This is a genomic window from Ruegeria sp. CDSA089 (genome assembly GCF_059612205.1).
This window is the reverse complement of record NZ_JBXWQD010000002.1, coordinates 24,057-40,737: the sequence shown is the minus strand read 5'-3', so window position 1 is coordinate 40,737 and position 16,681 is coordinate 24,057. Positions and strand designations below refer to the sequence as shown.

At 59.2% G+C, this 16,681-nt stretch carries 14 protein-coding genes; 3 read left to right on the top strand and 11 right to left on the bottom strand.

Translation table 11 applies throughout. The annotated features are described in order from the left end of the window. Position 1 precedes the first annotated feature (1 nt). The 3 genes from AC2FJ6_RS05780 to AC2FJ6_RS05770 all read right to left on the bottom strand — a co-directional run bounded on the left by AC2FJ6_RS05780 (position 2) and on the right by AC2FJ6_RS05770 (position 3,479). Positions 2-916 (bottom strand): prephenate/arogenate dehydrogenase family protein, encoded by a 915-nt coding sequence (locus AC2FJ6_RS05780; RefSeq protein WP_170768986.1) that lies wholly within the window; start codon positions 914-916, stop codon positions 2-4. Beyond that, on the bottom strand, positions 913-1,998 hold the full coding sequence (hisC, locus tag AC2FJ6_RS05775) for a histidinol-phosphate transaminase (RefSeq protein WP_480875654.1): 1,086 nt from the start codon (positions 1,996-1,998) through the stop codon (positions 913-915). Before hisC ends, AC2FJ6_RS05780 begins: the two co-directional genes overlap by 4 nt. 65 nt (positions 1,999-2,063) lie before the next feature. Further along, complete coding sequence (locus AC2FJ6_RS05770) at positions 2,064-3,479, bottom strand: aminotransferase class V-fold PLP-dependent enzyme (protein WP_170768984.1); 1,416 nt, start codon at positions 3,477-3,479, stop codon at positions 2,064-2,066. A 102-nt stretch (positions 3,480-3,581) separates the two neighbouring features. Between AC2FJ6_RS05770 and AC2FJ6_RS05765 the strand changes: the two genes are divergently transcribed. Then, positions 3,582-4,043, top strand: a complete 462-nt coding sequence (locus AC2FJ6_RS05765) for an Lrp/AsnC family transcriptional regulator (protein ID WP_170768983.1) — start codon at positions 3,582-3,584, stop codon at positions 4,041-4,043. 5 nt (positions 4,044-4,048) lie between these two features. On the opposite strand, the gene AC2FJ6_RS05760 is transcribed toward AC2FJ6_RS05765, so the two are convergent. The 4 genes from AC2FJ6_RS05760 to AC2FJ6_RS05745 form a co-directional block, all read right to left on the bottom strand. Further along, a complete protein-coding gene (locus AC2FJ6_RS05760) occupies positions 4,049-4,537 on the bottom strand; it encodes a hypothetical protein (RefSeq protein ID WP_170768982.1) in 489 nt (162 codons plus the stop codon). 146 nt (positions 4,538-4,683) lie between these two features. Then, positions 4,684-5,304: a 30S ribosomal protein S4 gene (rpsD, locus tag AC2FJ6_RS05755; RefSeq protein ID WP_170325974.1), complete on the bottom strand. Its 621-nt coding sequence runs from the start codon at positions 5,302-5,304 to the stop codon at positions 4,684-4,686. Positions 5,305-5,504: 200 nt separating this feature from the next. Then, the gene (locus AC2FJ6_RS05750; protein ID WP_170768981.1) at positions 5,505-5,999 is read right to left on the bottom strand and encodes a hypothetical protein; all 495 of its coding nucleotides are present in this window, start codon (positions 5,997-5,999) and stop codon (positions 5,505-5,507) included. Between the two features lie 180 nt (positions 6,000-6,179). Then, positions 6,180-8,462, bottom strand: a complete 2,283-nt coding sequence (locus tag AC2FJ6_RS05745) for an adenosylcobalamin-dependent ribonucleoside-diphosphate reductase (protein ID WP_170768980.1) — start codon at positions 8,460-8,462, stop codon at positions 6,180-6,182. A 129-nt stretch (positions 8,463-8,591) separates the two neighbouring features. Here AC2FJ6_RS05745 and AC2FJ6_RS05740 point away from each other — a divergent pair, with 129 nt between their 5' ends. Next, positions 8,592-9,023 (top strand): DUF1489 family protein, encoded by a 432-nt coding sequence (locus tag AC2FJ6_RS05740; protein WP_170768979.1) that lies wholly within the window; start codon positions 8,592-8,594, stop codon positions 9,021-9,023. Here AC2FJ6_RS05740 and hisG read toward each other — a convergent pair. The 3 genes from hisG to hisS are packed head-to-tail and all read right to left on the bottom strand — an operon-like array spanning position 9,020 to position 12,318. Then, on the bottom strand, positions 9,020-9,709 hold the full coding sequence (gene hisG, locus AC2FJ6_RS05735; RefSeq protein WP_170768978.1) for an ATP phosphoribosyltransferase: 690 nt from the start codon (positions 9,707-9,709) through the stop codon (positions 9,020-9,022). The two genes, AC2FJ6_RS05740 and hisG, sit on opposite strands and share 4 nt — an antisense overlap. Next, positions 9,706-10,794 (bottom strand): ATP phosphoribosyltransferase regulatory subunit, encoded by a 1,089-nt coding sequence (locus tag AC2FJ6_RS05730; RefSeq protein ID WP_170768977.1) that lies wholly within the window; start codon positions 10,792-10,794, stop codon positions 9,706-9,708. The genes hisG and AC2FJ6_RS05730 overlap by 4 nt, the downstream gene beginning before the upstream one ends. Before the next feature lie 3 nt (positions 10,795-10,797). Continuing rightward, the gene (gene hisS, locus AC2FJ6_RS05725; RefSeq protein WP_170768976.1) at positions 10,798-12,318 is read right to left on the bottom strand and encodes a histidine--tRNA ligase; all 1,521 of its coding nucleotides are present in this window, start codon (positions 12,316-12,318) and stop codon (positions 10,798-10,800) included. 124 nt (positions 12,319-12,442) lie between these two features. Here hisS and AC2FJ6_RS05720 point away from each other — a divergent pair, with 124 nt between their 5' ends. Beyond that, the gene (locus tag AC2FJ6_RS05720; protein ID WP_170352274.1) at positions 12,443-12,637 is read left to right on the top strand and encodes a SlyX family protein; all 195 of its coding nucleotides are present in this window, start codon (positions 12,443-12,445) and stop codon (positions 12,635-12,637) included. Between the two features lie 210 nt (positions 12,638-12,847). Here AC2FJ6_RS05720 and dnaE read toward each other — a convergent pair whose 3' ends face one another. Next, positions 12,848-16,348 carry a DNA polymerase III subunit alpha gene (gene dnaE, locus AC2FJ6_RS05715; protein ID WP_496668646.1) on the bottom strand — a complete coding sequence of 1,167 codons (3,501 nt, stop codon included), beginning with the start codon at positions 16,346-16,348 and terminating at the stop codon, positions 12,848-12,850. Positions 16,349-16,681: the final 333 nt, after the last annotated feature.

The window sequence follows — 16,681 nt, the reverse complement described above, 5'->3', positions numbered from 1 at the left end:
GTTAGGATTTCCCCCGGCCGAAATCCGGCGCATCCGTATCCTGGCCTGCGTCGATGATCCCACGCCGGATCGCGCGGGTGCGTGTGAAATAGTCGAATAGCTGTTCACCATCTCCGGTTCGGATGGCCCGCTGTAAGGCGAACAGTTCCTCGGTGAACCGGCCAAGAATTTCCAAAGTCGCGTCCTTGTTAGTCAGAAACACGTCGCGCCACATGGTCGGGTCCGAGGCCGCGATCCGCGTGAAATCCCGGAACCCGGCAGCCGAATATTTGATAACCTCGCTATCCGTCACCCGGCGCAGGTCATCGGCCACACCGACCATCGTGTAAGCGATCAGATGCGGTGCGTGGGAAGTAACGGCTAGCACCAGATCGTGGTGGTCGGCGTCCATCTCATCAACGTTCGATCCCATCCCCTCCCAAAGCGCACGCAAGCGCGCGACGGCGGCGGGGTCGGTGCCTTCAACCGGCACCAAAAGACTCCAACGATTGTCGAACAATTCGGCAAAACCGGATTCTGGGCCCGAGTGTTCCGTCCCGGCCAGCGGGTGCGCGGGGATGAAATGCACGCCCTCGGGGATATGTGGCGACACCGCCTCGATCACATGACGTTTGACCGAACCCACGTCAGACACCGTCGCGCCCGGTTTCAGCATTGGTGCGATATCTGCGGCCACCGCACCCATCGCGCCGACCGGAACACAGAGAACGACAAGATCGGCGCCCTCTGCCGCATCTTGGGCGGTATCGCACACCCGGTCGCAAAGACCGATCTTGCGCGCGGTGTCGCGCGTCGCCTTGGACCGCGCGTATCCCGTCACTTCACCCGCTAGCCCGGCGCGTTTGATGGCCCAGAACATGGACGAGGCGATCAGCCCCAGCCCGATCAGTGCAACACGGTCGTAGATCTGGCTCATGCTGCGCCCTCTTTGAATGCGGAGATTGCCGCAACGACCCGGCGGCAGGCGTCTTCATCGCCCACGGTGATGCGCAGCGCATTTGGCAAGTTGTATCCCGCCACACGCCGCACGATCAAACCTTGGGTTTTCAAATAGTCGTCGCAAGCCTCAGCCTCGGCCTGATCGGTGAACCGGGCGAGAATGAAATTGGTACAGGACGCATCCGAAGGCACCCCGATCTTGGCCAGTTCGTCGGACAACCACACCCGCAGGCGCGTGTTTTCGGCCTGACAATGAGACAAGAACTCTTCGTCCTTAACCGCAGCTTCGGCCGCCGCCAAAGCGGTCAGTGATAAGTTAAACGGCTGACGCACTCGGTTGAGCACATCAATGATCGACTGCACGGCATAGCCCCAGCCCACGCGCATCCCACCCAGGCCGTACACTTTCGAGAACGTCCGGGTCATGATCACGTTGTCGAACCGACCCACGATGGATGCCCCACCATCAAAATCATCGACGAACTCGGCATAGGCCCCGTCGATCACCATCAGGCAACTGTCGGGCAGAGCCTCGGCTAGGCGCACAAGCTCACTTTCGGGGATCATGGTCGAGGTCGGGTTACCCGGATTGGTCACAAACACGATCCGCGTCTGATCCGTTACAGCGGCAAGGATGTTGTCAACATCCACGCGGCGGTCCTTTTCAGGCACCATCACCGGCGTTGCCCCCGCCATCCGCGCGATGATCGGGTACATGGAAAAGCCGTGCTCGGTATAGATGACCTCATCCCCCGGCCCGGCATAGGCTTGCGCCACGAATTGCAGCACCTCATCGCTGCCGACACCACAGATGATCCGCGCTGGGTCCAGCCCGTGCCGTACACCGATTGCGTCGCGCAGGGGCGCGTGGTCGGTGCTGGGATAGCGATGCAGGTTGGCGGCACTGTTGCGCACAGCCTCGATCGCCTTGGGGCTGGGACCAAACGGGTTTTCGTTGGAACTCAGCTTGATCACATGCGAAACCCCGGCCACATGCGACTGGCCGCCCTGATACAGCGCGATGTCCATAATGCCGGGTTGCGGGGTGATCTTGGTCATAAGAGGCTCCGTTGATTGGAGCCTCTCATACCTGTCTCAAGGCGTTGAGAAAAGCGGCAATTCCGTCACGCCGCTTTGAAGCGGGCGGTCGCCGGGTCGGCCGTGTAGAATGGTGCGAATTCAGCGGTGCGGCGCGACAAGTCATTGACGCTGTCGATCACGAACTGCACCGTCTGTTCGCTCATCAAATATGAGAAGTTCAACCGCACCCAACCGGGCTTCTTCATCTCTTCTCCGGCAGACAGCGCGGCGTGCAACGCCTCGGACGTGTCCCTGTCGATGCCCAACAGGCGATGCGCATAGGGCCCAGCACAGGCACAGCCGCCCCGCGCCTGAATGCCGTAGATATCGCTGAGCATACGGGTGAACAGTTGCTGATGCACCGGGTGCCCCGCGTTGTCGCGCACGAGGAAGGAGAAAATCGGCAGGCGATGTGGATTATCCACGCCCAGCAGCGTGAGGTTCGGGTTGTCCCCCCATCCTTTCAACGCCATTTGGTTATACTGTACCTCGCGTTTGGCGATCGCCTTTACGCCAACTACATCCTTGACGATAAAAGCCAGCGCCGCGCGGATATCGCCGATAACGTTGGGTGTTCCGGCTTCTTCGCGCGCGGACAGGTTAGCGCTGTAGTCATGCCGCCATGGCGACACAAAGCTGACTGTCCCGCCACCGGGCCAACTGGGACAGGTCCGACGCACGGCCTCCGTGTTGACAACCAACACGCCCGAAGCCCCCGGACCGCCTGGAAATTTATGCGGAGAGACAACTATTGCGTCCTTACGTGTATCGCCTTCCCCTATATCCATCGGCAGGTAAGGCCCACCCCCGGCATAATCCCAAACTGCCAGCGCACCATGCGCTTTCAGCAAGCGTGTCACCGGATCGGGGTCGGTGATGATGCCGGTCACGTTCGAGGCCGCTGAAAACGACCCGATGATAAGATCGGACGCAGAATGATCGACCAATATACGTTCGAGCACTTGCAGATCGACACCCCCGTCCGATGCTTCGGGGATTTCGATCACCCGCGCCTTGCTTTCGCGCCACGGCAAAATGTTCGAGTGATGCTCATACGGCCCCAACAAAACAACCGGCCGGTCCGCCTCGTTAACACCCATCAGGCTGACCAGCCGGTTGAGACCCGCAGTGGCGCCAGAGCCGGTGAAGATCACCGAATCCTCTTCCTGGGCGCCAACGATGCGGGCAATCTCTGCGCGGGCCTCTCCGCGCAGGCGCGTCATATACGCGCCGCAATACGAAGCCTCGGTGTGGCTGTTGGCATAAAACGGCAACACATGCGCAGCCACAAAATCCTCGACCTGCCGCAACGCGCGGCCCGAGGCAACGTAATCCGCATACACAAGCGGCACGTCCCCGCGCAGACCCGGAATCATGACGCCTTCTCCGATCAGCCCATCACGAAAGGGGGTTATGCAATCGGCGGATTGGATGGACGCGCGGAATTGGTTCAGGGTCATGGCTCAGGCTCCGTATTACCCTGACAATATGATTGTTATTTTTTGGATAAACTTCACATTTCTTTGGGTAGTTTTTCCATTTTTTGTGTCATATGATCTGATATGACCGAAAAAATAGATCAAATTGATCAAGGCATACTGCGCGAACTGCAAAAAGACGCGACCCTGTCACAGCGAGAACTGGCGGATCGGGTCGGCCTGTCTCAGAACGCGTGCTGGCGTAGGCTGAAGGCGCTGAACGAAAGCGGCGTCGTCACCGGGTCGACCGCCAAGATCGCGCGCGAGAAACTGGGCCTCAGCCTTGTGGTTTTTGTGATGCTACGAACCCGGCATCACTCGGCCGAGTGGCTGCAGGCGTTTCGCCGCCATGTACTGACCATCCCCGAGGTTGTGGATTTTCACCGGATCGGGGGCGATTATGACTATCAGCTCAAGGTCGTGACGCAGGACATGGCATCCTATGACAAGGTGTACCAACGCCTGATCGAAAAGGTCGAACTGGACAGCGTCACGTCCTATTTCGCTATGGAAGCGATCGCCGAGGGGCGACCGCTGCCGATCTGACTGGATCACTCACCAACAATCAGCTGCAAATCCCCGTCTCCAGTCACAAAACCGGTCACGAAGAAATTGCGATTTCCGGACGAAACCCAAGCCCGCGTCGATTCACCCGGGATCGCAGGGGTATAGGCCAACCGCGTGTTCGACGCGAAGGCACGCGCCAACCGGTTGATATCGCCAACCGTCGGCACCGGCCGGGTCGTGCCATATCCACGCACGATAACCTCACAGGACCGATCTCTGGTACTGCCCCCAAGGAATTCCATCCCCCGCTCAAGTCTCGGCTCATTGGCATTGAACCCGGCACGAACCCGCGATTCTTCGAATGTCGGGGCGGTCTCGATACATCCATGTTGAAAACTTTGCAGGATGCCGGTCAAAAGCGGGTCCTCGGACCGCAGCCCACTTGATGTCAGCGGTCTGGTGGCGTCGGAGCAACCGACAAGTAGAACAGCCAGCCCTGCTGCGGTCAGGATTTTCTGAAAACGTGCTGTCATAGCGGTCTCAAATTCACTGTGTTGTCTCATATGCGCTTGGTCACGGACCAAAATGTTGGAATTTCAGCGCGATGGCAACAGAACTGTGTAAACGAAAAAACCGCGCCGGATGGCGCGGTTTTCGAAACTTTCCAGATCGGCGAAGATTAGTTCTTCGCGTAGAATTCGACGACCAAGTTCGGCTCCATCATGACCGGGTAAGGCACATCGCTCAGGCCCGGTGCGCGCACGAAGGTTGCGGTCATTTTCGAGTGGTCGGCGTCGATATAGTCAGGCACATCACGCTCGGCCAGCGCAACAGCTTCCAGAACAACGGCCAGTTGCTTGGACTTGTCGCGCACTTCGATCACGTCGCCTTCTTTGACGCGGTAGCTGGGGATGTTCACTCGCTTTCCGTTCACTTTGACGTGGCCGTGGTTCACGAACTGACGTGCAGCAAACACGGTTGGCACGAACTTGGCGCGGTAAACAACAGCGTCCAGACGACGCTCCAGCAGACCGATCAGGTTTTCACCGGTGTCGCCTTTGACACGCTCGGCTTCGGCGTAGATGCGGCGGAACTGCTTCTCGGTCAGGTCGCCATAGTAGCCTTTCAGCTTCTGCTTGGCGCGCAGCTGCAGACCAAAGTCCGACAGTTTGCCCTTGCGGCGTTGACCGTGCTGGCCGGGGCCGTATTCACGACGGTTGATCGGGGATTTCGGACGACCCCAGATGTTTTCGCCCATCCGGCGGTCGATTTTGTACTTGGCAGACGTGCGTTTCGTCACGGCTGATCTCCTTCTTTATGTTCGAAGGCGCTGCTCTGCTACAAGAGTAGGCGCCTACTATGAAGGGCGTTGTCCTCTTGGGGTTTCCCCCATGACAGGCATCCCCTTGCGGGGGCCACCAACACCAATGAAGCCGCGCTTATATCTGCAGTTCCGTCAGAGTCAACAGGTCCTGAAAAAATCCGGTCCGTTGAAACGGATCAATCCACCAACGGTCCCGCATTCGCCGCAGGCAGGCGCGGCACTGCGTGAAGATTGGGGTCCATGCGTGGACGAGTCGGGAACGAGACCACCGTATTCGCGTGGCTGGCCGATTCGCCGCCAGCCTGACGGATTTCGACAAACTCATCGACCCAAAAGTCCTGTTCGCGTGCAGGACATCCTTCTTCGAATACCAAAAGAGGTTCAGCCTGCGTCGCCGAAACATATAACAGGGCCGAGAATTGCTGTGCCCCGTTGGTCAGGATAACAACACCCTGCGCACCGTTGCCCAATTCGTCTTCCGAGATGAAATGATGCAGAACATTCAGCGGTACCTCTCGGCCGTGCGGCAAAGAACCGTCCACAAAGGCGGCATGCCCGCGCCAGGACCACGCAGCCCCAACATTCAAAAAGGACAGAGGCGCCGCCTCAAGCCCATCCAGTTCCGTCTGTTTCCATAAAATGGCTATACGACCGTTTTGCCCGGCTCTCATTATTCCCGCCCGCACCTTTCAACGTATCACTGCTTACGCTGGCGTTCTTATCAGGGCAAATTCTGGCAGAAAAGAGACGTTAACATAACGTTCATAAAAATGTTGCTAAAGAGATTCAGCTTCTGGCTTCTGGCGGGAAACGATCCCGCCAGAAGCCACAGCAATTGTCTGCGATCTGCGTCAGCCGCACTTAGAATGACCGCAGCTTCGGCAGGTCATGCAGCCCTCGATCATCGCCATATCGAACTGACCACAGGATGGGCAGGCTTTGCCGCGGGGCGCGTCAATATTGACCACCTGCGCCTGCGGGTCGGATTTCAGACCCATTCCTTCGCCTTCAAGAAAGCCGATATTGACCATATGCTGCTCGATCACGCCGCCAATCGCGGCCAGGATCGATGGGATGTATTTCCCCTGCACCCAGGCCCCGCCACGCGGATCGAACACGGCCTTTAGTTCTTCAACGACAAAGGACACATCCCCGCCCCGTCGAAATACGGCAGAAATCATGCGGGTCAGCGCCAGCGTCCAGGCGTAGTGCTCCATGTTCTTTGAATTGATGAACACCTCGAACGGACGACGGCGGCCACCAATGACGATATCGTTGATGGTCAGATAAATCGCGTGTTCGCTGTCGGGCCATTTCAACTTATAGGTCGACCCCTCCAGCGATTGCGGACGGTCCAGCGGTTCGGACATATAGACAACCTCGCCGCCATCCACCTGATGCGGGGCATCCGCGCTTTCGCCGGGGGCTTTGTCGGCGCTTTCGGACACTGTCAGGACCGAGCCGGTCACGTCATTCGGGCGATAGGTCGTGCAGCCTTTGCAGCCCTGATCCCAGGCCTGCATGTAAACGTCTTTGAAGGCGTCAAAGCTGATATCTTCGGGGCAGTTGATTGTCTTGGAAATCGAACTGTCGATCCATTTCTGCGCGGCGGCCTGCATCTTGACGTGATCAGACGGGGAAAGCGTCTGCGCGTTCACGAAATAGTCGGGCAAGGCGACTTCGCCGAACTTGTCGCGCCACATCTGCACGGCATAGTCCACCACCTCTTCCTCGGTGCGCGAGCCGTCCTTCTGCAGCACCTTGCGCGTGTAGGCGTAGGCAAAGACCGGCTCGATCCCCGACGACACGTTCCCTGCATAGAGCGAAATCGTCCCAGTCGGCGCGATCGAGGTCAGCAGGGCGTTGCGGATACCGTGTTCGCGGATCGCGTCACGCACGTCATCATCCATTTGCTGCATATTGCCGCTGCCCAGGTATTTCTCGGCGTCAAACAGCGGGAAAGCACCCTTCTCCTTCGCCAAATCGACCGAGGCCAGATAGGCGGCGCGGGCGATCGCGTGCAACCAGCGTTCGGTTTGACGCGCCGCTTCGTCGGACCCATAGCGCAGGCCCAACATCAAAAGCGCATCCGCCAGACCCGTCACACCCAAGCCAATCCGGCGCTTGTCTTGTGCTTCGGCTTCCTGCTCGGCCAGCGGGAACTTCGACGCGTCTACAACATTGTCCATCATACGCACTGCGGTCGCGACCAACTCTTGCAACGCGGCCTCATCCAGACGCGCCGCGTCCTCGAACGGATCTGTCACCAACCGCGCCAAGTTGATCGAGCCCAGAAGGCACGCGCCATAGGGTGGCAATGGCTGCTCGCCGCAGGGGTTGGTCGCGGCGATGGTTTCCACATAGCTCAGGTTGTTGGCTTTGTTGATCCGGTCGATGAAGATCACGCCGGGCTCGGCGTAATCATAAGTGGCCTGCATGATCTTGTTCCACAGATCGCGCGCCTGCACCGTGTGATAGATTTTGCCGTCGAACACCAATTCCCATGGGCCATCGACCTTCACGGCCTCCATGAACGGATCCGTCACCAGCACAGACATGTTGAACATGCGCAGGCGGGCGGGGTCAGATTTCGCGGTGATGAATTGTTCGATATCAGGGTGATCACAACGCATGGTCGCCATCATCGCCCCGCGGCGCGAGCCCGCAGACATGATCGTGCGGCACATCGCGTCCCACACATCCATGAAGGAAAGCGGGCCAGAAGCATCCGCAGCCACGCCTTTCACATCGGCCCCACGCGGACGGATGGTCGAGAAATCATACCCGATCCCGCCACCCTGCTGCATGGTCAGCGCAGCTTCTTTCAGCATGTCGAAGATACCGCCCATGCTGTCGGGCACGGTGCCCATGACGAAACAGTTGAACAGAGTCACCTGCCGCGCTGTGCCCGCGCCTGCTGTGATGCGCCCAGCAGGCAGATATTTGAAATCTTCCAGTGCCTCATAGAACTTATCTTCCCAATGGGCCGCGTCATCCTCGACCCGCGCCAGATCGCGGGCTATGCGTCGCCAGCTATCCTCGACCGTCTGGTCGATGGGCGTGCCATCCGCTTCTTTAAAGCGGTATTTCATGTCCCAGATCTGCTCGGCGATGGGGGCGGCAAAGCGGCTCATTGGTGATTCCCTGTTTTGAAAGAGGCATCCAGATTACCGCAATTCACATCCAAACCACAACACCTTGATGACGCTGCATTGCGAGCTACAATATAAAGGTGGGCCTTGGGACGACTCTGTGGGAAAGCTGTGGATAAGTATGTAAACCTCATCAAACTGTCCGTCGGATCGGAAAGCGTTGATACGCTGATGGCGTGGCAGGACAGCCGCAGGCCGCTTTACGAGGACGGTTGCCCGCGCCATGTCACTCGCATGTGGCCCAAGCGCGAGGCCGAGATTCTGAATGGCGGATCAATCTATTGGGTGATCAAAGGTGTCGTGCAATGTCGCCAGCGCATATTGCGTCTGGACGAGGTGAGGGGCGAGGACGGCATCCGCCGCTGCGCCATCGTGTTGGACCCCGAAGTGCACCGAACGCAGAACGCCCTGAAGCGACCGTTTCAAGGCTGGCGCTATCTGAAACCCGAAGACACCCCGGCCGATCTGCCAAAGGGGCGCGAACAGGACGACGCCCTGCCCGACGATCTGAACCGCGCCTTGGCCGAGATCGGCGTGCTTTAGCGCAGCCGATCCAGCAGCTCGGACAAAACGGCCTTATCACCCGCATCATATTTAGCCACCCGACTGCGCCACAGGGTCGCCTGCGATTGCAGGATCAACCCGTCGGTCAGGATTTTGAGGTGGTTCGCCCGCAGCGTTTCCCCGGTCGAGGTGATATCGGCAATTGCCTCGGCGGTTTCGTTCATCACCGTGCCCTCGGTCGCGCCCTGGCTATCGACCAGAGTGTAATCGGCAACTCCCGCATCGGTCAGGAACTCGCGCACCAGCCGGTGATATTTGGTGGCAATCCGCAACCGGTGGCCGTGGGTCTTGCGAAACGCCGCTGCCGCCGCGTCCAGATCGTCCAGCGTATCCACATCGACCCAGCAGGCTGGTGTGGCGATGATCAGATCGGCCTTTCCGAACCCAAGTTGCGATATCTCCTCAACCTGCTGTTCCCAGCGGGGCAGTTTCTCATGCACCAGATCAATGCCGGTGACACCCAGATGAATGCGCCCGGCGGCCAGTTCGCGCGGGATTTCCCCTGCCGACAGTAAGATCAGAGAGACTCCGTCGATGCCTTCAACCTTACCCGCATATTCCCGATCCGATCCGCTGCGCGACAGGGTGATGCCCCGCTTTTCGAACCAGCCAAAGGTCTTGTCCATCAACCGGCCCTTCGAGGGCACGCCCAGTTTCAGGGTCATTGCGCGTCCTCCTCGATCTCCAGCATCAGGTCCGGGCGGATCACCCCGCCCACGGCCGGAATTTCGGCCCCGTTCCCCAACTGCCGTGTCAGTGCATCATAGCGCCCTCCGGTGGCGATAGGGGGTAGATCAGGGCGACCTTCGGCATAGAAGCCAAAGACAAACCCATCATAATACTCCATCGACGTGCGGCCATAGGCGGCCTCGAAATCCAGACGCTCCACATCCACGCCACGGGCTTGCAGCGAGGCGATCCGCGCCTCAAGCCGGTCCAGCGCCGGAGTGATCTGCGGCAGATCCACTTCCACGTCGCGCAGCTGTTCCAACGCAAAGGGCATGGTCTCACGCACGTTAAGCAGGGTTTCCAGCCCAACCAGTTCGTTGTCGGAGATGGGCGGTGTGTCGCGATCTTCGCGCAGGGCGGCGATCCGCGCTTCGATCTCGGAGGCACGGCGCTTGCCGATCATTGGGATGTCCGGATCCAGCGGATTTTCCGCATCCAACAGGCTGTCGCGCCCTTCAGGACCCGGTTTGCGACCGGCAAAACGGTCCAGCAGCACCCGGAATCGACGAGGCCGCCACAAGTGCCGCATCAGCGCCGCCTTGCGCCGGTCAGTGGTCTTTAGCCCCTCGACAGCGGCAGTCAAAATCCCGATGTCCCCGGTCGCGGCCCGCAAGGGCAGCCCCCGTAATTGCAACGCGAACAGTGAAAACACCTCGGCATCCGCGCCTGCGGGATCGTTACGGTCGAACACCTCATACCCGACCTGAATATACTCATTCGAGCGGTCCGGATCATGCTCCTGACGGCGGAACACCTCGCCAGAATAGGTATAACGCGCGGGTTCCGCCCCGTCGGACATATGCATCTGCACCACGGGCAGGGTGAAATCCGGGCGCAGCATCTGCTCGCCCCGCAGCGCGTCCGAGGTTACATAGGCGCGCGCGCGGATATCCTCGCCATAAAGGTCCAGCAGCGTGTCGGCCGGTTGCAGCAGCGGAGGGTCCACGATCTGCGCGCCTGCGGCCTCGAACCTCACGCGCATCATGGCAGCGCGGGCTTGTATCTGGGAACGGTTCGGCATGCGTCAGTCCTGACTGTCCAGAATTTCACGCACCTTGGCGACCAGCTCGCCGCGCGGCACTTCGAACTGGCTGGGGCGCTCTTTCCATTCCTCCAGCGTGGCGCTTTCGGCGATCTTGGCGCCAAGGATCAGGTCCTTGATCTGCACGATGCCATTGGCCTTTTCATCGCCACCTTCGATCACCGCGATGGGCGAGTTCCGCTTGTCCGCATATTTCAGCTGATTGCCAAAGTTCTTGGGATTGCCCAGATAGACCTCGGCCCGGATGCCTGCATTGCGCAGCTCGGCCACCATCGCCTGATAATCGGCCATACGGTCGCGGTCCATCACGGTCACAACGACGGGACCGGTGGCTTGCGCCGCAATCCGGCCCTTCTCGCGCAGGGCGGCCAGCAGCCGGTCAACGCCAATGGACACGCCGGTGGCAGGCACTTCCTGCCCGGTGAAGCGCTTGACCAGATCGTCATAGCGACCGCCGCCCGAGACCGACCCAAACTGCCGCTTGCGGCCTTTCTCGTCGAAAATCTCAAAGGTCAGCTCGGCCTCATAAACCGGGCCGGTATAGTACCCGAGGCCCCGCACGACCGAGGGGTCGATGACAATGCGGTCAGGGCCATAGCCCTGCGCCTCAAGCAATTCGGATATTTCTTCGAGTTCCCGAACCCCATCCATTCCCGTTTGAGAAAACTTGTCCGTGCCACCACCGCGAACAATGTCCGAAATAACGCTTAAGCTCGGCGAACCTTTCGTATCGTTAGCAACAAATGCCATAACAAGTGATTTTTGAATCTCAGTGAGACCCGCACCTTGAGTGAAATCACCACTGTCATCGCGACGACCTTCGCCCAAGAGCTCTCGAACTCCGACCGGGCCCAAACGGTCGACTTTGTCAATGGCCCTGAGAACAATTCCTCGCTCAAACGAGTACTTTTCGGGATTTTCTGGGTCCAACACACCCGCTACTTCCATCACTCCATTCAAGAGCTTTCTATTATTCACCCGCACCAAATAATCACCGCGCGGAATGCCGACGGTTTCCAGCGTATCCGACAGCATCGCACAAATCTCGGCATCTGCCGCCATCGAGGCCGTGCCCACCGTATCCGCATCGCATTGATAAAACTGACGATACCGCCCCGGCCCCGGCTTTTCATTGCGCCAGACCGGACCCATCGCATAGCGACGATAGGGCGTCGGCAGATCATTGCGGTGCTGCGCATAGACACGGGCCAAAGGCGCGGTCAGGTCATAGCGCAGGGCCATCCAGTCACCGTTGCCGCCGTCGTCAAACTCCTGCCACGCAAATACGCCCTCATTCGGGCGATCCACGTCGGGCAGGAACTTGCCCAGCGCCTCGACGGTTTCCACAGCGCTGCTTTCCAGCGCATCAAACCCATACCGATGATAGACATCCGCAATCGCCCGCAGCATCTCGGTGCGCTGCGAGACTTCCTGGCCGAAATAGTCGCGGAACCCTTTCGGCGTGACGGCCTTGGGGCGGGGCTGTTTCTTGGGCTTGGCCATGTGGGGCGTCCTTGCGGTTCATGTTCCGCGCGCGGTCTATCCCATGGCCCGCATCGGGGCAAGGCGCGCTTTCGCTGGTGTTGTGGTCAAAGCGCCGCTATGACCACGCCCAAAGGAGAGCCCCATGCAGCATCTGGAAGAGCAGATCGCCCACCTGACCCGCACGGTCGAAGAGCTGAACACGGTCGTCACAACCCAACAGAGCGAGATCGATCGCCTGACCCGGCGCGTCGAGATGCTGTTGCAGCGCGAGGCTGAGCGGGCGCAGGAAGGTTCCGGCGGGGTTGTGTTCGGCGACGAACGCCCACCGCATTATTAAGGGCTGAAACCTTAGCGCTCGTTTCACCGCAAGACCTGCTACGCCGGCGTAGTAATTTTGTCAGCGGTTAGGCAGCAACTGGTGCCAGCATTGTCACCCCCGAGATCGCGGCCCATCCGTGTCCAAGAGAGGATATGGTCGCAAAAAGGCTTTCCAACCGCATGAAGCTAAGCGCATTCAACACAGCTGTGTGGCAGCATCGGGTTGGGCTCAAAACTCCTCGACCGACATCACGCCTTCCAGCGATTTGATCGCACCCTTGATCTGCGGGTTGATCGGGAAACTCTGGCCCAGGTCCATCTCGACCTCGCCCGGCAATCCGGGGGCCATCAGCAGCAATTGAATCGGCCCGCGTGCGGCGTTCTTGGCAGCACCTGCAGCATCCTCCAGCACTTTGGCCACAGTGGGCAGCGCCTGTTCCTCATCCACGAATATGCGCAGGCCGGTTGCACCCGCTTCGGCCACGACTGTATCTACCGGACCGACCGAGCGGCCCAGCAGCTTCAACTGGTCGGCCTCCATCGTTGCCTCGGCGGTCACAACCACCTGCGCGCCGGTTTCCAGATACTCGCGCGATTTCTCCAGCGTTTCCGAAAACAGCGTGACCTCATACGCGCCGCTGGGGTCTGAAAGCTGCGCAAAGGCAAACCGGTTGCCGCGCGCAGATTTCCGTTCCTGCCGACCAGCAACAACACCGGCCATCTTCGCGATGAAGGGCCCCGAGCGCGCCTTTTCCGTCACCTCATCCAGCGTCATTACCTGTTTACGTTTCAGCGCGGGCATATAGTCGTCCAGCGGATGGCCTGACAGGTAAAACCCGATGGCCTTGAATTCCTCGCTCAACCGCTCGGCAGGCAGCCAATCGGGCGTGGGCGACAGGCGCGGTTCCGGCAGGTCGTCACCCGCCTCACCAAAGAGCGACACCTGGTTCGAGTTCTTTTGTTCGTGGATAGCCGCCGAATACTGCACAAGCGGATCAAGGCTTTCGAACACGCGGCGGCGGTTCTTATCCAACTGATCAAACGCACCCGCCCGCGCCATCATCTCCAGCGGGCGTTTACCGACCTTCTTCAGATCAACCCGGCGGGCCAAATCGAACAGGTTCACAAAGGGCTTTTCCGCGCGACCATCGACCACCAGGTTCATCGCCTCAACGCCCACGTTTTTCAAGGCGCCCAGCGCATAGACAAGCTCTCCGTTCACCACATCGAAGGTAGCTTGAGATCGGTTCACGCAAGGGGGCACATAGGGCAACTCAAGCCCTTTGCGGACCTCTTCGAAGTAAACGGCTAGTTTGTCGGTCAGGTGGATATCGCAATTCATGACACCCGCCATGAACTCTACCGGGTGGTTCGCCTTCAGCCAGCCGGTCTGGTAGCTGACCACCGCATAAGCCGCAGCGTGGGATTTGTTGAAGCCGTAGTTGGCAAACTTGTCCAACAGGTTCCAGACCTCGGTCGCTTTGGTCTCATCGACATCATTTTCGGCAGCCCCTTTGAGGAACTTGGGCCGCTCAGCATCCATCGCCTCCTGAATCTTCTTACCCATCGCGCGGCGCAACAGGTCTGCGCCGCCAAGGCTGTAACCGGCCATTTCCTGCGCGATCTGCATCACCTGTTCCTGATAGACGATGATGCCCTGCGTCTCGTCCAGGATGTGGTCGATGGACGGGTGCAGCTTGTCCCGCTTACTGAGCCCGTTCTTAACCTCGCAGAACTTGGGAATGTTCTCCATCGGACCCGGACGGTATAGCGCCACAAGAGCAATAATATCCTCGATACAGTCCGGCTTCATGCGCTTGAGCGCATCCATCATGCCCGAGGATTCCACCTGAAACACCGCAACCGTTTTGGCCGCCGAATAAAGCTTGTACGTCGCCTCATCATCCAGCGGGATGGCGTTGATCTCATTCACCGCGCCTTCGGCGGGTTCATACAACTCGGTGCCATCGGGTGCGATATGAAGTTCGCGCCCGGATTTGAAGATCAAATCCATCGCGTTCTGGATCACAGTCAAAGTCTTCAGACCTAGAAAGTCGAACTTGACCAGCCCGGCCTGTTCCACCCATTTCATGTTGAACTGGGTCGCGGGCATATCGGACCTAGGGTCCTGATAGATCGGCACCAGCGCATCCAGAGGTCGATCACCGATCACCACCCCCGCCGCGTGGGTCGAGGCATTCCGCAACAGCCCCTCAACCTGCTGGCCATAGGTCAGAAGCCGGTCCACAACCTCTTCGCTGCGTGCCTCTTCGCGAAGGCGGGGTTCGTCTTTCAGGGCCTTTTCGATGGAGACAGGCTTGACCCCCTCCACCGGGATCATCTTGGACAGGCGGTCCACCTGCCCATAGGGCATCTGCAACACCCGCCCAATATCGCGCACGGCGGCCTTCGACAACAGAGCACCAAAGGTGATGATCTGCCCCACCTTGTCGCGCCCGTATTTCTGCTGAACGTAACGGATCACCTCTTCCCGACGATCCATGCAGAAGTCGATATCAAAGTCCGGCATCGAGACCCGCTCGGGGTTCAGGAACCGCTCAAACAGCAGCGAATAGCGCAGCGGGTCAAGGTCGGTGATCGTCAGCGCATAGGCCACGAGCGAGCCCGCACCAGACCCCCGCCCCGGCCCCACCGGAATGTCGTGATCCTTGGCCCATTGGATAAAGTCGGCAACGATCAGGAAATAGCCGGGAAAGCCCATGCCCTCGATGATGCCGAGTTCGAAATCCAGCCGTTCCTGGTATTCCTCGGGCGTCACCGCATGCGGGATCACCGTCAGACGTTTCTGCAAGCCCTCATTGGCGATACGCCGCAGCTCGGCGACCTCATCATCGGCAAATTTCGGCAGGATCGGATCTCGGCGATACGCCATGAAAGCGCACCGGCGCGCGATCTCGACGGTATTCTCAATCGCTTCAGGCAAGTCGGCAAACAGCGTCACCATTTCCTGCTGCGACTTGAAATAATGCTGCGCGGTCAGGCGGCGGCGACCGTCCTGTTGGTCGACATACGCGCCCTCGGCGATACAGATCAGCGCATCATGCGCCTCATACATGTCGGTGGTCGGGAAATAGACATCATTGGTGGCGACCAGAGGCAGATTCTTGGCATAGGCCATCTCGACATGCCCACGTTCGGTTAGACGCTCTGCCTCGGGCTGGCCCCCTTCGCCCGGATGGCGCTGCAATTCGATATACAGGCGGTCCGGGAACATCCCAGCCAGGCGATCCACCAGAGCCTCCGCCGACGGACGCTGGCCTTGCTGCAACAGCATCCCCACGGGCCCATCCGGCCCGCCGGTCAGACAGATCAACCCGTCCGAGCGCTCGGCCAATTCGTCCAACGTGACCTGCGGCAACTGTCCGCCCTTGTCCACATAGAGGCAGGAACTCAGCTTCATCAGGTTCTCATACCCCGCCTCGGACTGCGCCAGCAGCACCAGCGGCGCAGGAGCTTTGGGCTTCTCGCCTGGCTGCGGCTGCACATAGGTCAGATCAACCTGACACCCCATGATCGGCTGCACCCCAGCGCCGCTGGCAGTCACGGAAAACTCCAAAGCCGAGAACATAGAATTGGTGTCCGTCACCGCAACAGCGGGCATCTCCATATTCTCGCACAAAGCGGGCAGCTTCTTCAGCCGCACAGCGCCTTCCAGCAGAGAATATTCGGTGTGAACACGTAGGTGAATGAATCGAGGAATACTGCTCATACCCGCTACGCTATCCCAGCCAGCGACGCGGCAAAAGCAGGAACCGCCGCTTTGAGATGCCTAAAAAATCAACACCTATTATTCGGATTTTTCAGAAGGTGCTTCGGCCGCAATTGGACCCGATCTGCAAAAAGCGCTTTATTTACAGGCAACTGATGTCTAGACAACGGCGAAAATCGCAGATCGTTCAGGTCCAATGGTGCATCACATAATCAGTTTTTCTTGCCAGATAAGGCGCGCTGTTTCTAACATCTGACGGCAAGCACTCTGCCCGCCCCTTTTTCTACGTCGCATCGAAGGAGGGCACCGAAGGGCGCAACCGGGTAAGGCGAC